At 67.6% G+C, this 15,347-nt stretch carries 17 protein-coding genes, 3 tRNA genes and 1 pseudogene; 7 read left to right on the top strand and 14 right to left on the bottom strand.

Translation table 11 applies throughout. The annotated features are described in order from the left end of the window. Positions 1–28 precede the first annotated feature (28 nt). From ACN0TP_RS05535 to ACN0TP_RS05525, 3 genes are all read left to right on the top strand, one after another. Positions 29–535, top strand: a complete 507-nt coding sequence (locus ACN0TP_RS05535; RefSeq protein ID WP_417217536.1) for a hypothetical protein — start codon at positions 29–31, stop codon at positions 533–535. Continuing rightward, entirely contained in the window at positions 532–1,383 is an 852-nt protein-coding gene (locus tag ACN0TP_RS05530) for a hypothetical protein (RefSeq protein WP_417217534.1), read from the top strand. The genes ACN0TP_RS05535 and ACN0TP_RS05530 overlap by 4 nt, the downstream gene beginning before the upstream one ends. 108 nt (positions 1,384–1,491) lie before the next feature. Beyond that, positions 1,492–3,201, top strand: coding sequence for an alpha-amylase family glycosyl hydrolase (locus ACN0TP_RS05525; RefSeq protein WP_417217533.1), 1,710 nt, complete (start codon positions 1,492–1,494; stop codon positions 3,199–3,201). Here the strand turns inward: ACN0TP_RS05525 and ACN0TP_RS05520 are convergent, their stop codons facing one another. The 10 genes and pseudogenes from ACN0TP_RS05520 to ACN0TP_RS05475 all read right to left on the bottom strand — a co-directional run bounded on the left by ACN0TP_RS05520 (position 3,202) and on the right by ACN0TP_RS05475 (position 7,547). Next, a complete protein-coding gene (locus ACN0TP_RS05520; RefSeq protein WP_417217532.1) occupies positions 3,202–3,816 on the bottom strand; it encodes a hypothetical protein in 615 nt (204 codons plus the stop codon). Continuing rightward, positions 3,813–4,391: a DUF6286 domain-containing protein gene (locus tag ACN0TP_RS05515; RefSeq protein WP_417217530.1), complete on the bottom strand. Its 579-nt coding sequence runs from the start codon at positions 4,389–4,391 to the stop codon at positions 3,813–3,815. The genes ACN0TP_RS05520 and ACN0TP_RS05515 overlap by 4 nt, the downstream gene beginning before the upstream one ends. Next, positions 4,388–4,756, bottom strand: a complete 369-nt coding sequence (locus tag ACN0TP_RS05510) for a hypothetical protein (protein WP_417217528.1) — start codon at positions 4,754–4,756, stop codon at positions 4,388–4,390. Before ACN0TP_RS05510 ends, ACN0TP_RS05515 begins: the two co-directional genes overlap by 4 nt. After that, complete coding sequence (locus ACN0TP_RS05505; protein ID WP_417217527.1) at positions 4,753–4,944, bottom strand: hypothetical protein; 192 nt, start codon at positions 4,942–4,944, stop codon at positions 4,753–4,755. The genes ACN0TP_RS05510 and ACN0TP_RS05505 overlap by 4 nt, the downstream gene beginning before the upstream one ends. After that, positions 4,941–5,438: an Asp23/Gls24 family envelope stress response protein gene (locus ACN0TP_RS05500; protein WP_417217526.1), complete on the bottom strand. Its 498-nt coding sequence runs from the start codon at positions 5,436–5,438 to the stop codon at positions 4,941–4,943. The genes ACN0TP_RS05505 and ACN0TP_RS05500 overlap by 4 nt, the downstream gene beginning before the upstream one ends. Positions 5,439–5,556: 118 nt before the next feature. Further along, positions 5,557–6,129: a TetR/AcrR family transcriptional regulator gene (locus ACN0TP_RS05495; protein ID WP_417217525.1), complete on the bottom strand. Its 573-nt coding sequence runs from the start codon at positions 6,127–6,129 to the stop codon at positions 5,557–5,559. 227 nt (positions 6,130–6,356) lie between these two features. After that, positions 6,357–6,560: pseudogene (locus ACN0TP_RS05490) on the bottom strand (type II CAAX prenyl endopeptidase Rce1 family protein); the annotation flags it as partial. A gap of 631 nt (positions 6,561–7,191) precedes the next feature. Beyond that, positions 7,192–7,267, bottom strand: a tRNA-Phe gene (locus ACN0TP_RS05485). A 52-nt stretch (positions 7,268–7,319) separates the two neighbouring features. Further along, a tRNA-Asp gene (locus tag ACN0TP_RS05480) sits at positions 7,320–7,393 on the bottom strand. Between the two features lie 81 nt (positions 7,394–7,474). Next, positions 7,475–7,547: transfer RNA gene (locus ACN0TP_RS05475), tRNA-Glu, on the bottom strand. A 126-nt stretch (positions 7,548–7,673) separates the two neighbouring features. Between ACN0TP_RS05475 and ACN0TP_RS05470 the strand changes: the two genes are divergently transcribed. Together ACN0TP_RS05470 and ACN0TP_RS05465 are read left to right on the top strand one after the other, a co-directional pair. After that, positions 7,674–8,045, top strand: a complete 372-nt coding sequence (locus tag ACN0TP_RS05470) for a metallopeptidase family protein (RefSeq protein WP_417217524.1) — start codon at positions 7,674–7,676, stop codon at positions 8,043–8,045. 261 nt (positions 8,046–8,306) lie between these two features. Then, entirely contained in the window at positions 8,307–10,025 is a 1,719-nt protein-coding gene (locus tag ACN0TP_RS05465; protein ID WP_417217523.1) for an NlpC/P60 family protein, read from the top strand. Positions 10,026–10,107: 82 nt separating this feature from the next. Here ACN0TP_RS05465 and ACN0TP_RS05460 read toward each other — a convergent pair whose 3' ends face one another. Continuing rightward, the gene (locus ACN0TP_RS05460) at positions 10,108–11,076 is read right to left on the bottom strand and encodes a universal stress protein (RefSeq protein WP_417217521.1); all 969 of its coding nucleotides are present in this window, start codon (positions 11,074–11,076) and stop codon (positions 10,108–10,110) included. A gap of 125 nt (positions 11,077–11,201) precedes the next feature. On the opposite strand from ACN0TP_RS05460, the gene ACN0TP_RS05455 reads away from it, so the two are divergent. Next, entirely contained in the window at positions 11,202–12,644 is a 1,443-nt protein-coding gene (locus tag ACN0TP_RS05455; protein WP_417217520.1) for an NCS2 family permease, read from the top strand. A gap of 36 nt (positions 12,645–12,680) precedes the next feature. After that, positions 12,681–13,175 carry an NUDIX domain-containing protein gene (locus ACN0TP_RS05450; protein ID WP_417217519.1) on the top strand — a complete coding sequence of 165 codons (495 nt, stop codon included), beginning with the start codon at positions 12,681–12,683 and terminating at the stop codon, positions 13,173–13,175. On the opposite strand, the gene ACN0TP_RS05445 is transcribed toward ACN0TP_RS05450, so the two are convergent. Genes ACN0TP_RS05445 through ACN0TP_RS05435 form a run of 3 tightly spaced genes read right to left on the bottom strand, consistent with a single transcriptional unit; the run spans position 13,163 to position 15,267 of the window. Beyond that, positions 13,163–14,047, bottom strand: a complete 885-nt coding sequence (locus ACN0TP_RS05445) for a spermidine synthase (protein WP_417217518.1) — start codon at positions 14,045–14,047, stop codon at positions 13,163–13,165. The genes ACN0TP_RS05450 and ACN0TP_RS05445 overlap by 13 nt on opposite strands. Then, positions 14,040–14,558 (bottom strand): GNAT family N-acetyltransferase, encoded by a 519-nt coding sequence (locus tag ACN0TP_RS05440; RefSeq protein ID WP_417217517.1) that lies wholly within the window; start codon positions 14,556–14,558, stop codon positions 14,040–14,042. The genes ACN0TP_RS05445 and ACN0TP_RS05440 overlap by 8 nt, the downstream gene beginning before the upstream one ends. Before the next feature lie 34 nt (positions 14,559–14,592). Then, positions 14,593–15,267, bottom strand: a complete 675-nt coding sequence (locus ACN0TP_RS05435; RefSeq protein ID WP_417217516.1) for an O-methyltransferase — start codon at positions 15,265–15,267, stop codon at positions 14,593–14,595. Positions 15,268–15,347 lie beyond the last annotated feature (80 nt).

The raw sequence follows: 15,347 nt of genomic DNA, 5'->3' as shown, positions 1-15,347 counted from the left end.
CCACCCCCACAAGGTAGGAGCCACGAATATGGAAGCCAAGACTGCCGGTCGGACGGGACGTGCTTCCCTGGTCCTTGAAGAGGCCTGGCAAACAGAGTCCATCCGCGACGAAATCGAACTCTTCGCCTTCGTCAGGGGTCCCGAGGGCACGTTTGCCCCGAATCTCATCGTGACGGTGAACCCGTTCGACGGAACCATCGACGGTTTCCTCGATCGTGCGGTGACCGGCCTGACCTCCACCCTTCAGAAGCCGTACCTCTTCGACGTACGTGTTTGGGACCGGAAGGGCAATGACACGGAGACCTATCAGCGCGTCGACGACGTGGACGTGCGGCAATGGGGCCGGTCGATCGCCTACACGCACGAATCACCCCAGACCGGGGCAACCCTGCGCTCGGGAGAATGGCTGTTCATCGACTCCGGGCTGGCAGTCCAGGTCACCGGGACGACGACGACAGCCCAGTGGCCGGTGTTCGCCGACACGCTGGAAACCATGGCCCGGTCCGTAACCACGACGACGGAAGGTGCGTCATGACCCAGCAGGACTTCACATTCTTTGACGGCGTCGACCCGATCGCGCAGTCTGCCCTGGGCGCCCCGCTGCCCGACCTTGCCCGCATCGGAGCCCGTCAGCCCTCAACCTACGAGGGGGCCTGGGTCCACGAGGGAGCCGTGGAACTCCTGATGAAGATGGTGGGCGGGTACCGGCCTGGTCGTCTACAGCAGAAACTCCAGAGGTCACAGCTCGATGAGCTGCGCGACGCTGAACTGGTGACGGGCAACGAACTCACGGACGGCGGCCAGCTGCTGGTTGCCGTCATGGACGAGGCCGAGGCCTCATTCCGCCTTTCCGGACTCATCGGCAGTCGCGAGGTGTTGTTCCAGTGCTGGTCCTCGGAACAGATGGCCCTGGTCATCACCCAGCCCGGATACCACGCGGTCGGCAATCCGGAGTTCGCCGAACAGCCAACGCCGGAACACGTCAACATCCGGGTAGTCCCGTTGCTGGACCTCTCGACGCTCATGTCCAAGTGGGTCGGCCTGGCTCCTGCGTGGAACTTCGACATCCAACCAGTGGAAATCCCGATGTCGGCCGTCGAGGCCCAGATGAACGGCGGCACGTCTGTGCCGGATGGCGCCAATGATGTCCTGCGGGATGCCTGGAACGAGAAATGGATGCTCTGGAGCCTGGAGGGTGGATGCCCCACTGGCGATCTGGAACCCTTGACCTACCTCACCGCCGGTCGACGCGGCCAGCAACGGCTGGCCCAACGGGACAGCGGGTCCATCATGTTGGTGCCCACGGCATCGACCTACGTCTTCGACCAGCTGGAGGATCGCATCCAAGCCCTGGTCTTCCAGCGCGACGTGACACTCCCGTAGGATCCAGCCACGGGCGCTCCCAGTGGAAGCGCTTGCACTAGGCTGGTGGCGATCCGTTCCGCCGAGACGACGGTTAGCCCGCTCTCCCGACCCACCCCAGGAGTCCCCATGCCCAAGCACGCCCAGCACATCCCCTGGTGGCAGGATGCGGTCATCTACCAGGTGTACCCCCGTTCCTTCGCGGATGCGGACGCCGATGGCATGGGCGATCTGCGTGGCGTCGCCTCCAAGCTGGGCTATCTGAAGGACCTGGGGGTCGATGCCGTCTGGCTGTCGCCCTTCTACAAGTCACCACAGGCCGACGCCGGCTACGACGTCGCCGATTACCGCCAGGTTGATCCCCTGTTCGGGACCTTGTCCGACTTCGATGACCTGCTCACCCGGGCCCACGCCCAGGGCACGCGAATCATCGTTGACCTCGTCCCTAACCACACGTCCGACGAACACGTGTGGTTCCAGGCGGCCCTGGCCGCCGCGCCCGGCTCGCCCGAACGCGACCGCTACATCTTCCGCGACGGCCAGGGCCCCAACGGGGACCAGGAGCCGAACAACTGGCAGTCGCTCTTCGGCGGCCCCGCCTGGACGCGCACGGTCAATCCCGACGGGACCCCGGGCCAGTGGTACCTCCACCTCTTCGACGTCAAGCAGCCCGACCTGAATTGGGACAATGACGAGGTCCACGCCGAAATGCGCGACATCCTGCGCTTCTGGCTCGATCGCGGCGTCGATGGCTTCCGTGTCGATGTTGCCCACGGCATGGTCAAAGCCGAGGGCCTTCCCGACTGGTCCGAGAAGGTCAGCATGGTCCAGGGCACCGAACAGCCGACGGTCCACGACACCCCGCCCTACTTCGACCAGGAGGGCGTGCACGCGATCTACGAGGAGTGGAACGCCGTGCTGGCCGAATACGACGGCGACCGGATGATGGTTGCCGAGGCGTGGGTCGAGCCCATGGAGCGGATCTTCCGCTACGTCCGGGCCGGGGAGATGCAGCAGGCCTTCAACTTCGGCTTCCTGCTGGCCGGTTGGAACGCACAGAACATCGTGGAGAACGTCACCGAGACCCTGGCCGCTGCCGCGGTCGTCGGCGCTCCCCCGACCTGGGTGCTGTCCAATCACGACACCGTGCGGCATTGCACGCGCTTCGGCCTCTCGGACCCGACGACCTTCCCCAAGGGCATCGCGGCCCAGGACGAACAGCCCGACGAGGACCTCGGACGCGTCAGGGGACGCGCGGCCGCCATGGTCATGCTCGCCCTGCCCGGGTCGGCGTATGTCTACCAGGGTGACGAGCTGACCCTGCCGGAGCACACCACGCTGCCCGACGAATGCCGCCAGGACCCGAGCTTCTTCCGCACCGGCGGTGTCGAACGCGGGCGCGACGGCTGCCGGATCCCCCTGCCGTGGGCCGCCGAATCCCCCGGGTTCGGCTTCTCCCGGGCAGTGGACGACGGCGATGCCCCGGCTTCCTCGGGCTCCGAACCCTGGCTGCCACAGCCCGACTCCTATGCCCGGTACGCTGCCGACCAGCAGGTGGGAGTCGAGGGGTCGGCCTTCGAGCTCTACCGCCTGCTGTTGGCCGTGCGCGCAGACCGCGAACTCGGCCGGGGACGGCTGGAATGGTCACGGCAGAACCGCCCGGCGGATGGCGTGCTCTCCTACGCCAACGGTGCCCTGCAGGTCCTGGCCAACCTCGGGGCCCAGCCGGTGGAAGTGCCGGCGGACCTGGAGGTTGCCGTGGCCAGCCGGCCCGACGCGGTCACCGAGGACGGTTTCCTGGTCCCCGATGCCGCGCTCTGGCTTCTGCCCCGCGCGTAGTCAGCGCACGCGCTCCGCGCGTGACATGCGGGTCCGGGCGCCGGTTGCCAGGTGGATGACCACGGGGCCACCGGCGCCCAGGATCCCATCCATGTCCACCACGAGTTCCGCCAGGTCCTCGGCGATGCGATAGGGGGCGGCGCCCAGGCGGGGTTGGACCTTGATCCTCAAGCCGGCAGCGCTGTGCGGTGAGGTCCATGAGGTCACCGATACCGTGACGAGGTCCGGCCGCCCGGCCAGGGCGGCCTTGAAGGCCTGTTCGGGGACGGCCGCCGACAGCTCGACGATGCCACGCGTCGTCTCCTCGCGGAACTCCCGGACGAAGATTCCGGTCTTGCCCTGCCCCTGGACGGCAACCCACCAGATCATCAACAGGATCAGGGCGATCATCACCACCGAGATGACGATCCACAGCCAGGAATCCCGTTGTCCCTCCAAGGTGGTCGCCGCCAGCAGGTCGGTGAACCCTGTTCCGATCTGGTCCGCGAATCCGCGCCACCCCTGGGCGTAGGCGGGCACGGCTGCCAGGAGCAGGCCGTGCACTCCCAGCCCCGTCAAGATCAGGCCCAGAAGCGTCAACACGATCCGGTTGGTGATGCGAGGGGTCTTGTTCATTGCCCCACCACCCCCGTTTCCGCCACGTGCACCCGGACGGCGGGCACCGGTTCGATCTGGTTGGCCAGCAACTCGTCCTCGATGGCCGCATGGACCGCTGCGGCATCGATGCCGATGCCGGACGTCGGACGCAGCTGGACATCGACATGGTTTCGGCTGATGATCACCACCACCTGCTCGGGAGTCACGCCCGCCTCGGTGCGGGCACGTCGGGCCAGCGTGGATGCCAGCACGCCGTCATCAACGACGACGATGGCCCGGGAGTTGGTGATGGCATGCCGGGCACGTCGACCCGGCAGGATTCCATGGAGCAGGAAGAACAGCCCCAGCGCCAGCAGGACCAGGGAGCCGGCGGCCAGGACCAGCGGGTTGGCCGTGTCAGGCAGCCCGGTCAGCCACTGCCCCCATTGGCCCGGCGACCGGATCCAGACGTCCTGGCCCAGCGATTTCATGGCGGCTTCGAACATGAAGTACAGGCAAATGGCGGTCACCAGGACTGCGGCGATGATGGAGGCCGTGGACCGGGCGCTGTGCAGTTCGTGCGATTGGAGCTTGCGGCGTTCGTCGTCGTTCATGCCATCCTCCTCCGACGCAGCACCACGCCGGTGACCCGGACGTCGACGCGGCTGATATGTGATCCCGTCAGCGTGATGAAACGATCCCGTACCTCGGAGCGGGCCTCGCGAGCCCGGGCCAGGACCGAACCCGAGGGCTCGAGGGCTTCGGATCGGCCATAGAGCAGCGGGGAGATGGGCAGCGGCAGGCTCAGCCCGAGCGCGAGGGCACCGTATTCGTCATTCATGGCAACTTTGATTTCGCCGGGCTGCACCTCGAAGACCTCCGCGGCAATGATCCGGGCGCAGCTGGTCAGCGCCTGGGTGCTCACGCGGGTGTGTCCGGCCAGGGCGCGGGGCCCGGGTCCGTGGTCCGTTGAGTTCACGACGAGGAACGCCGACCGGTGAGGGCATCACGAACGGTCCGCAGATCCAGGCGGCCGTCGACGATGCGGCCCACGCAGGCGCCGATGGCGAGGAAGACGGCCATGAGCACGAAGCCGCCGAACCCGTAGGAGAGTGCCGCCCAGCCCAGCACGGCGGCGATGGCCAATCCAAGGAGTGTCGGGTTCATGGTTGCTCCGCGATGTCGGTGGTGGCCCCGGGGTTTCCGGGGGGTGGGGTACCTGGCGCATGCGCCGGGGGGCTGGGCAGACCGGGTGCTGATCCGGCGGGGGCGGGACCCGGACCGGGAACATGGACGTCGCCGATCTCCACATTGACCTCGATGACCGACAACCCGGTGAGGCTCTCGACCGCCGTGTACACGGCAGCCCGCACGCCCTCGGCGATCTCCTGCAGGGGCATTCCGTAGACCGCAGTGAGTGTGATGTCGACTGCGACTTCACGTTGTCCGACTTCGGCGGTGACCCCCGAGGATCCATCACCGGCCCCGACGGCTCCGCGCAGTGCGCCCAACGCGCGGCCGGAGCCAACGCCCAGGAACTGCACTCCTGGCACCGATCGTGCGGCGGTTGCAGCGACCTTGGCCACTGCCGCATCGGAGATCGACGTGGTTCCCGTCGCCGGCGTGGCGGGTTGCACGGGGGTGTGCCCAGACTGGTCCATGGTGGCGGCCTTTCCTTGGGAGCGCTGTCCTGTCACCACCCTACCGCCCTCGGCGGGGGCATCCACCGGGCACACACACGGCACGGAAGGGCTGCCGATTCCGTTTCGTCAACCAAGGTCAACCAAGGAGCGCGGCGACGGCAATGTCGAGTCGTTCCCGTACATCCGCTTCGGCTTCCGGGCCATAGAGCAGTTGCGCGGCCAGGCCCTGGGCGAGGGCCAGCACCGCCCACGCGGTGGTTTCCGCGTCGACGTGCTCCGGTACCTCGCCCTCAGCACGGGCGCGTGCGATGAGCGAAGCCAGGAGGTGGCGAACCTGCCTGTCGCTTCCGGCGATCGCGGCAGCGATCTCGGGATCGGCAAGAGCTGCCTGCGCGAAGGCGTCGGCCTGGCGTTGGGCCGCCAGACGCTGCTCGTCGAGGGGAAGGATCCCCACGATGAGCGCAACGAGCCAGTTGTGGAGGTCCGGCCTGCCGGGATCGCCCTGCGGAAGCGACGCTGCGCTCTCGCGCAATCGCGCGAACATGGCGGTGAGCATGAGCTTCTTCGAGGGGAAGGCCTTCTGGACCGAGCCGAGGGAGCAGTTCGCTTCGGTGGCCACGTTCCGGAACGACAGGTCGGCCATTCCCGTGCGGGCGATGATGCGCAACGCGGCGTCGGCGAGTTCCGTCTGACGTCGGGTGAGTTCCATGTCAATGAGGGTATGCGATCTGCGCACTGGGCAGTCAGGGGCTGCTTCCGCTCAGACGTCGTTGCCGCGGCCCACATCACGAGGGCGTATGCCAGGATGAGGCAACAGGCGATGCCTATTCCGGTCAGGGCCAGGGTCGTCGTGGAATTGCCCCCGGCGTAATTGGCGAAGTCCCAGGCCGCATGCCACATGATGGCTGGCCACAGGCTCCCGCTCAAGACCGTCACTTCTGCGGCCGCAATGCCAAAGAGGGCGGCGAAGGCCAGTTGGAGCAGGCCGGCCGGAAGATCCTCGCCACCGGCGAGGTTCGCCAGGTGCAAGACGGCGAACAAGGCCGAGCTTCCGATGATGGCGGCGCGTATCCCGCCACCCCTCAGCACTGTCAGGATGGCGCCCCGGAACCACACCTCTTCGTTGACGGCAACGGACATCGCCAGGACCCCGTAGGCGATGAGCGGTGGGCCGGATGCCTTCATTCCCTGCGTGGCAAATACGACCATGACAGTGACCAGCAACGGCACGAACCACAACGCTGCCCGGCCACGACGAGGAGCGCCGAACCCCGGCCGCCGAAGGCCGGACGGCAACATCATCATCACGGTCACCCCCACACCGGCGGACACTGCTGCACCACCGGCAATCATCAGGGCGGCGGTCGTCTCGTCGGCATGCATCAGCTGTGATGCGGCGGATGCCGCCGCCGTGCAGAAGACAGGGACCAGGGCGAAGACCATCGCCGCGATCCAGCGATGGCGAACGATCCATCCGCCTGGTTTGGTTCGTTGGAGGCCCTGATGTGTCGTGGACATGCTGTCCCCTCCATGGAATACGACTGTATTCTTTGTTTGATGAGAAGACGGCCGTATTAAGGTGACGTCAAGAGGCGGTCCGACGGCGCATCACGTGGGGCAGGTTCCGGATACGGGTCCGGCAAAGGGGTGCCGACGGGACGCGGCGCGCCCGGGCCGGGCCGACGCCACTGGCTGATCGGAAAATACCGGCCCGCCACGGGACCTCTTCCCGGAAACAGAAAACCCCCCGGGGTTACCGAGGGGTTCTAGCTGGTGGCTCCGACCGGCGTCGATCCGGTGACCTTTCGATTTTCAGTCGAACGCTCTACCAACTGAGCTACAGAGCCTGGCATCATCTAGGATGATCACCGTGATCTTCCGTTCAACGGAAAACCAAAGCGACCCTGACGGGACTTGAACCCGCGACCTCCGCCGTGACAGGGCGGCGCGCTAACCAGCTGCGCTACAGGGCCTAGTTCACAAGGTTTTACCCTCGCTTCACAAGTCCTAAACTTTACCAGAGATATTCGCTCCGGCGAAATCAGGACTTGCAGTACCCCCAACGGGATTCGAACCCGTGCCGCCGCCGTGAAAGGGCGGTGTCCTAGGCCGCTAGACGATGGGGGCCGGACGGCTGCCGAACACAAGCGTCCCGCAGCGACCTCATCAACTATAAGGCACCGTGTCGTGTCTGCAAAACCGCGCGGGAAGTGCCGCCCGGACCGGGGAAAACCGGCGGATAGAGTCCATGACATGGCCTACAGCATGACCGACGACGAGTTCGAATCCTGCGTCTCCGACGCGCTCGAGAACATTCCCCGGCAGCTCCTCGACATGATGGACAACGTCGCGGTCTTCATCGAGGACCGCTACCAGCCGCAGCCGGGCGAAGATCCATCCACCTCGCTGCTGGGACTGTACGACGGAGTGCCCCTGACCGAACGGGACGACGGCTGGGGTGCCGGCGCCTTGCCGGATCGCATCACCATCTTCCAGGAAGACACCCTGGCCGCCTGTTCCTCGCGCGAGGAGGTGATCGCCGAGGTGCAGATCACTGTCGTCCACGAGATCGCGCATCATTTCGGCATCGACGACGAGACGCTGCACCGGCTGGGCTGGGGCTGACCGTCACCGTTCCGCAACATGGCCGCCGGCTGCCGTCGCACCGCACGCCGCCACGAACCGCAGGTCAACACACGCAACGCCGCCCCGAAATCACCGAAATGACACGGATGTTATTTATGATGAAGATGTGACTCGTGTTGCCACTGTTACATTAAGTCGCCTATTCTCATGTGAAGCAGTAACTGAACCGTGATCCTCTGCGCCGGTCCCACCGGCACTGAATGATGCGGATCGGTTCATCATTCGCAGTGAGGACTCAGTATGGCCAAGGGGCAACTTCTAGGCGTCGCGACGTGCACACTCGCCTTGATCGGCGGGACGCTGGTCTCGGGTACCGCGGCAATCGGCGCGCCGACAACCATTGACTCGACCATCGGTACTTCCACGTTCGGCACAGTTTTCCCGGCCGCGGCCCCCGCCCAGCGGACCCTGCCGACCCGCGCCGATGTGACCGCCGCAAAGAAGGACCCGGCAGCCCTGAAGTCCATGGTGGCCTCCCTCGAGGGACTCATCCTCGACTCGAACGACGACCTCGCCACGGCAGAGGCTTCGGCCATGAACGACCAGGACGCCTACGAAACCACCTCCGGAGTCCTGGCCGAGCGCAATGCCGCGGCCCAGACGGCCCGCGCCGAGGCCGCCAAGGCCACCGCATACTACGACGCCGTGAAGAAGCAGGTCGGACAGCTCGCCGGGGATCTCTACCGCAACGGCGGCATCAACCCCGGCGTCAGCTCCATGCTCAATGCCTCCGAGCACAACGACGTCCTCTACAAGGCAGCCACCATGCAGACGCTGGCTGCCAACCGCTCAGCCACGCTGACGACCGCCCAGCAGGCCGCGTCCCTGTGGGCCGAGTGGCAGAACTACGCGGCCGACGCCGAGGCGGCGGCAGCCGACGCCGCCGACGCCAACGAAAGCGCCCTGGCGGCCGCCGAGCGGACCCGCTCCGCCTACGCCACGCGGGTTGACGAGCAGAAGAAGCTCCGCGACGAACTCATCGGCCAGCTGGCCTACCTGCAGGACACCAAGCGGGCCGAGGAAGCCAAGCGTGTCGCCGCGCTGGAAAACCAGCAGCGCGAGGATCGCCTCAAGGCCGAGCTCGCTGCCACGCCGGCCGAACCCGCAGCCCAGAAGCCGGCGGAGACCGTTGCGGTAGCCGCGGCCCCGCAGGCAGTGCCCGACGCGGTGCCGACCTCGACCTCGTTGAGCCCGGCCAGCAAGCCGAAGACCACGAATAGCCGCCCGGCAACCGTGGCAACCAACTCCCCGGCCCGGACGTCCAAGCCCGCTGCCGACCCCAGGCCCGTGGCCGCTTCCACCCCGAAGCCCATCACCTCCGATACGTCTGCCGCCTCCAAGGCAGCCGAACAAGCCGCCGCACAGCGCAAGGCCGAAGCCAAGGCTGCTGCCCAGCGCCAAGCTGCGGAGGAAGCCAAGGCCAACGACGAGGCACGCCGGAAAGCCGCAAAGGAAGAGGCGGACGCGAAGGCAGCTGCAAAGGCAGAGGCAGACGCAAAGGCGGCCGCCGAGGCGGCTCAGGAACGTGCCGAGGAGGCCGCCCGCAAGAAGGCGGCCGAGGAAGCCGCCCGGGCCTCTTCCGGATCCTCCAAGGAATCGGCCATCGCCTGGGCGCTGAAGACCGCAGCGGATGACAGCAACTACTACGTCTACGGCGGCAACGGCCCCGACGCCTACGACTGCTCCAGCTTCGTCCGAGCCGCCTTCGCGCAAAGCGGCATCTCCCTGCCGCGCACCTCGACCAGCCAGTACTTCGCCGGCGGGACCAAGGTTCGAGTCAGCCAGCTGAAACGCGGGGACCTGGTCTTCTCCACCAGCAACGGCGGATCGTCGTTCTACCACGTGGCCATCTACCTGGGCAACGGCCAGGTCGTGCACGCCCGCAACCCCAGCGTCGGCATCTCGACCACGCCGCTGAGCTGGGTCAACAACATGTACTCGTACGGGGTCCGCTACTAGGCAGCAGCACCCCCACCCACTGAAATGCCCCCATCCACTGGATGGGGGCATTTTCGTCGGCGTGCTTCTCCGGCAGTCCGGCTCAGCCTTCGTCGTCGGTGTCGAAGTCCGCGCGGTCATCCAACCGCGGGTCCGGGGAATCCGGCACCACGAGCACCGGCCCCTTGGAGTGGTGCAGGACGCCCTGGGACGTGGAGCCGAGCAGCATTCCGGCGAACCCCCCGCGCCCCCGCGACCCCGTGACCATCAGGGTCGCCTTGGCCGATTCCTCGATGAGGACCTCGATGGGCGCCCCCTCGATGACCTCGGTCTCGATGACCAGGTCGGGGAAGTGGCTGGCCAGCCAGCGGGCACCCACGGAGAGCTGGCGGCGGACATCGATGGTCAACGCCTCCTGGTCGACGGTGGCCGGCATCCAGGCCAGCGACCCGCTGACCGGGGGCAGCGCACACACCACACGCAGCGGGATGCCACGCGCCGCCGCCTGCTCGGCGGCCACCAGCACGGCGCGCCGCGCCCGGTCCGAACCATCCACGCCCACGACGATCACGTCACGCAGCACCGGATCATCCGGCTTCCGTTTGGAGACGCACAGGGGCACGACGACGGTGGGGCACTTGGCATGCGCGGGGAGGGCGCTGCTGACCGATCCGAGCAGCCGGCCGACAAATCCCCCGCGGCCGCGGGTGCCGACCACCACCAACTCGGCTTCCTCGCTGAGCTCCATCAGCACGCCCGACGGATCACCGGATTCGATGCGCAGGCGCACGTCCACGCCGATGTCACCGATCCTGGCCTTCGCGGCGTCGAGGACCTCCTGGGCGCCATCGCGGATGACCTGGTCGTCCAAGGTCGCGTAGCCGGCATCCATGCTGGACGCGGCGAAAACAGGGATCGTGTAGGAGGTGACGATGTTCAACGGGACATCCCGCCGTCGTGCCTCGGCAGCGGCCCAGTCCAGGGCACACAGCGCCGGGTCCGAGCCGTCGACGCCGACGACGATGCCGTCCGCCGTCATCGCGGCCTCCGGGGAAACGTTTCCTTCGCTCATGACGGTCACTCCTTGGCAGTCGGGTCGTGGTGTCTTCCGGCTAGATCCCACCGTGGTGGTCTTGTTCCTCACACTACCCACTTCCGGCTCGTTTGAACCCACCGGCGCCCACTAGGATTCTGCCCATGGCTAAAAACGGGCTCGGCACCCTCGACCGCTACTTCAAGATCACCGAACGGGGGTCGACCTACTCCCGGGAGATCCGTGGCGGCCTGGCCACCTTCTTCGCGATGAGCTACATCGTGGTGCTCAACCCGCTGATCCTCTCCGGTGCCGACTCCACCGGCGCCGAACTCGGGGCCGCCCGCGTGGCCGCCGCGACGGCGCTGGTCGCCGGCCTGCTGACCATCCTCATGGGGGCCTGGGCGAAGCACCCGTTCGCCATGGCCACCGGGCTGGGCGTGAACGCGTTCGTCGCCGTCACCGTCGCCACCAACCCGGGCCTGACATGGCCCGACGTCATGGGCCTGGTGGTCATCTCGGGTGTGACGATGCTGGTGCTGGTCCTCACCGGTTTCCGGACCGCGGTGTTCAACGCCGTGCCGCCGAGCCTGAAGACCGCGATCGTGGTGGGCATCGGCATGTTCATCGCCCTGATCGGACTGGTCAACGCCGGGTTCGTCCGCCGGATCCCCGACGCCGCAGGGACCACCGTTCCCGTGGGCCTCGGCTTCGATGGAGAACTCATCGGCTGGCCGACCCTGGTCTTCGTCGTCGGCCTGCTGCTGACCATGGGCCTGGTGATCCGCAAGGTCAAGGGCGCCATCCTCATCGGCATCGTCGTCGCCTCGGTGCTGGCCAACATCCTCGAGGCCGTCTTCCACATCGGCCCCTCCTTCGACGGCGCCGGACCGCACCCCCAGGGCTGGTCCCTGGTGGTCCCCTCGATGCCCGATTGGGCCGCACCCGACCTGTCCCTGATCGGCCAGGCCAACGTGGTGGGCCCCTTCCAGCACCTGGGCACGACGTCGGCCCTGCTGCTGGCGTTCGTGATCCTCCTGTCCATCTTCTTCGACGCCATGGGAACCATGGTCGGGCTGGCCAACGAAGCGGGCAACGTCGATGAGGACGGGAACATCTACGACGTCGACCGGGTCCTGCTGGTCGACTCACTCGGTGCCATCGCCGGTGGCGGGGCGTCGTCCTCCTCCAGCCAGATCTACGTCGAATCCGGGGCGGGCATCGGCGAGGGTGCACGCACCGGGTTGGCCTCCATCGTCACCGGCCTGCTGTTCATCGCCGCCATGTTCCTCACCCCGCTGATCCACCTGGTCCCGTTCGAGGCCGTCGCCCCGGCGCTGGTGGTCGTGGGCTTCATGATGATCACCCAGATCACCCGGATCGACTGGGCCGACTGGGGCGTCGCCCTGCCCGCGTTCCTGACGTTCATCCTCATGCCGTTCACCTACTCGATCGCCAACGGCATCGGCGCCGGCTTCGTCGCCTACGTCTTCGTGCGCAGCGTCCAGGGCCGGGCCAGGGAGATCCACCCGTTGATGTGGGTCGTTGCCGCGGCGTTCGTGCTGTTCTTCGGCATCGGGATCATCGAGCAGGCCGTCGGGATGTAATCCCGCCCGGCGGGGCCCCGCAACTACAGTGGCCGCATGGGACATGTCGGGTCGTATCTGTGGCGGCTACGCCAACTCGTGGGGCCGCAACTGCTGCTGTTGCCCGGCGCCCAGGTCATCGCCCTGGACGACGCCGGACGGGCCCTCTTCCAACGTCGCGCCGACACCGGGGACTGGGAGTTCCCGGGCGGAGGGGCCGAACCGGGCCAGGATTTCCGGGCGGTGGCGGTGGCCGAGCTGGCCGAGGAAACAGGACTGCGGGCCGATCCGGTGGAACTCATCGCATTCGCGTCCTTGTCGGATCCCAACGACCACGAATTGGAATACCCCAACGGTGACCGGGTGCACGCGTTCGCCCTGTGTTTCGTTTGGCCCCGTGCCACCGGGTCCCTGCGCGCCGAGGAATCCGAAGTCGCCGAGCTGGGCTTCCACCCGCTCGATGCCCCTCCCCAACCGATGAGCCGTGCGGCCGCACGGGTGCTGGACCTCTACCGCGAGTATGTGCTCACGGGCATCTTTCAGGCCTGCTGAGCCGTCGCCGGCCCGTCCTCGATCACCGCTGCCGTCCCGGCGAACGAGCGCACCCGGGCGTCATCCCAATGTTGGGCGGGCACCGCACCGCCGAGCAATTCACGCAGCATGCCCGGCCCCGCCGGGATGGGGGCGTTCGAGCCGGCGATGACCATGTTCCCGTAGCGCCTGCCCTTGAGCATCGCCGGGTCCGCGACGATGGCAGTGTGGGCGAAAACGGTGCCGATGGTGGCAGCCTCCCGGCGTGCCGTTTCCAGTTTCGGGGTGTCCCCGCAGTTCACGATGTACAACCCATCCCCGGCCAGCACGCGGGCCGCCTCCCGGGTGAACCCGACGGTGGTCAGGTCTACGGGGGTCTTGTCACCGGCGAACACGTCGCGGATGACCAGGTCCCGGGTGTCATCGGTCAGGGAGCGCAGGACGGCCCCGGCCTCCCCGGTCCGCAGGCGCAGCAGCGGTGCGCGCGGCAGGTCGAACCAGCCCCTGACCAGTTCGGCCAACCTGCCGTCGAGTTCGACGACGACCTGGCGCGCATCGGGGTAGGTGGCCGTGGCCCAGCGGGCCATGGAACAGGCTCCCCCGCCCAGGTGCAGGGCGCGCAGATGCCCGGCAGCGCCGTCGCGCCCGGGGGGAAAGCGCGCGGTGACCAGGGCGGCCATCCAGCGCATGTACTCGAAGTCCAGGCGGCGCGGGTCGGCGAGGTCCACATGCGATGAGGGGACGCCGTTGACCTTGAGGATCCAGCCGTCGTCGTCATAGGGGTCGCGTTCGAGCGTGGCGGTGCCGGTGTCGATCGGGTAGTCCCCGGCCACCGGTCCTGCCTCGGCGGCCGGGGCGGCCACCGGGGATTTGCGGGAGCGGGATTTAGCCACGGGGGCCCGGCCGGACCATGCGCAGCTCGTACAGGCCCTCCCACTCGTCGGCCAGCAGCTCGCGGGTGCCGTCGAAGTCGAAGCCGTGCTTGCGGTAGAACGCCTGGGCGCGGGGGTTGTGTTCGAGCACCCACAGGGCCGCCGGGAGGTTGCCAATGGCCGCGCGCATCAGCCGCTCCCCCAGGCCGGTGCCGTAGGCCTCCGCGAGGACGTAGAGCATCTGCAGCTCCACGGAGGCTCCGGTGGTGGCGTCCTCGTCCAGGACGGGCGCGCCGCCGGCACAGCCGACGATCCTCCCGTCAGGTGCGGTGGCGATCCAGAGTTCGGCGCCGGCGGCGAGGCCGCGGGTCCACCAGTCGACCTGGCGTTCGTGGCGTGATTCCTGCAGCGCGAAAAAGGACTCCGGGCGCTGGTCGCCGTAGGCTTCGCGCCAGGCGGCCAGTTTCATGGCCAGGGTGGCGTCGATGTCCTCGACGGTGGCCTGGCGGACGGTGTAGTCGGTGGTGCTCACCCCACCAGCGTACTGGGGTGTGGGGCCGGTTCGCTCAGCGCACGACGGCGAGCGCGAACCCGTCCCAGCCCTTGGAACCGGTGGTCTGCAGGGCGGTGGCCTCCAGGCGGGGGTCGGAACCGAGGATGTCCAGGACCTCGCGGGTCCCGTTGGTGGCCCGGCCCTCGTCGGTGGAGGCGTCCCCGGGGTGCAGCACGGACCCGGAACGCACGACGTTGTCCACGATGATGATCGACCCGGAGCGGGTCAGTTCCAGCGATTCGAGCACGTAGTGGGGATTGTTCTCCTTGTCGGCATCGATGAACACCAGGTCGAAGGGTTCTGCGTCCTCCCGGCGCAGGGCGGCCAGGGTGTCGCGGGCCGCGCCGAGCCGGATGTCCACCCGGTCCCCCAGGCCGGCGGCGTCGAGGTTGCTGCGGGCGACGTCGGCGTGGCGCTGCTCGAATTCGCAGGTGGTGACGTGCCCGTCGGGGCCAACGCCGTCGGCGAGCCAGCTGGTGCTGTAACCACCGAGCGTGCCGATTTCCAGCACCCGGCGGGCTCCCGAGAGGACCACCAGCAGCTTCAGCAGCTTCCCCTGTCCGGCGCTGACCTCGATCTGCGGCAGACCGGCTGCGTGCGCTGCGGCGCGGCCATCGGCGTAGGCCCGCGGTTCATCGACCACGTTCGCGCGCAGGTAGTCGTCGACCTGGCCCGGTTCGGCGCCCATGGCCTAGGTGCGTGGGTCAATAATGCTGAGCCCGAACTTTAAAACGCCGACGCAATAGCAAGGGTCCATAGGGTGCGGCT

Origin of the sequence: Arthrobacter sp. (assembly GCF_048266065.1) — a bacterium.
Classification (GTDB): Bacteria; Actinomycetota; Actinomycetes; order Actinomycetales; family Micrococcaceae; genus Arthrobacter_H.
Note: the sequence above shows the minus strand (reverse complement) of the source record. Positions and strands in the feature narration are given on the sequence as shown.

Excerpts from the sequence above, each read along its gene's own strand:
- ACN0TP_RS05535 (WP_417217536.1), top strand. The coding sequence starts at position 29 with ATGGAAGCCAAGACTGCCGGTCGGACGGGACGTGCTTCCCTGGTCCTT.
- ACN0TP_RS05530 (WP_417217534.1), top strand. The coding sequence starts at position 532 with ATGACCCAGCAGGACTTCACATTCTTTGACGGCGTCGACCCGATCGCG.
- ACN0TP_RS05525 (WP_417217533.1), top strand. The coding sequence starts at position 1,492 with ATGCCCAAGCACGCCCAGCACATCCCCTGGTGGCAGGATGCGGTCATC.
- ACN0TP_RS05520 (WP_417217532.1), bottom strand. The coding sequence starts at position 3,816 with ATGAACAAGACCCCTCGCATCACCAACCGGATCGTGTTGACGCTTCTG.
- ACN0TP_RS05515 (WP_417217530.1), bottom strand. The coding sequence starts at position 4,391 with ATGAACGACGACGAACGCCGCAAGCTCCAATCGCACGAACTGCACAGC.
- ACN0TP_RS05505 (WP_417217527.1), bottom strand. The coding sequence starts at position 4,944 with ATGAACCCGACACTCCTTGGATTGGCCATCGCCGCCGTGCTGGGCTGG.
- ACN0TP_RS05500 (WP_417217526.1), bottom strand. The coding sequence starts at position 5,438 with ATGGACCAGTCTGGGCACACCCCCGTGCAACCCGCCACGCCGGCGACG.
- ACN0TP_RS05495 (WP_417217525.1), bottom strand. The coding sequence starts at position 6,129 with ATGGAACTCACCCGACGTCAGACGGAACTCGCCGACGCCGCGTTGCGC.
- ACN0TP_RS05470 (WP_417217524.1), top strand. The coding sequence starts at position 7,674 with ATGGCCTACAGCATGACCGACGACGAGTTCGAATCCTGCGTCTCCGAC.
- ACN0TP_RS05465 (WP_417217523.1), top strand. The coding sequence starts at position 8,307 with ATGGCCAAGGGGCAACTTCTAGGCGTCGCGACGTGCACACTCGCCTTG.
- ACN0TP_RS05460 (WP_417217521.1), bottom strand. The coding sequence starts at position 11,076 with ATGAGCGAAGGAAACGTTTCCCCGGAGGCCGCGATGACGGCGGACGGC.
- ACN0TP_RS05455 (WP_417217520.1), top strand. The coding sequence starts at position 11,202 with ATGGCTAAAAACGGGCTCGGCACCCTCGACCGCTACTTCAAGATCACC.
- ACN0TP_RS05450 (WP_417217519.1), top strand. The coding sequence starts at position 12,681 with ATGGGACATGTCGGGTCGTATCTGTGGCGGCTACGCCAACTCGTGGGG.
- ACN0TP_RS05435 (WP_417217516.1), bottom strand. The coding sequence starts at position 15,267 with ATGGGCGCCGAACCGGGCCAGGTCGACGACTACCTGCGCGCGAACGTG.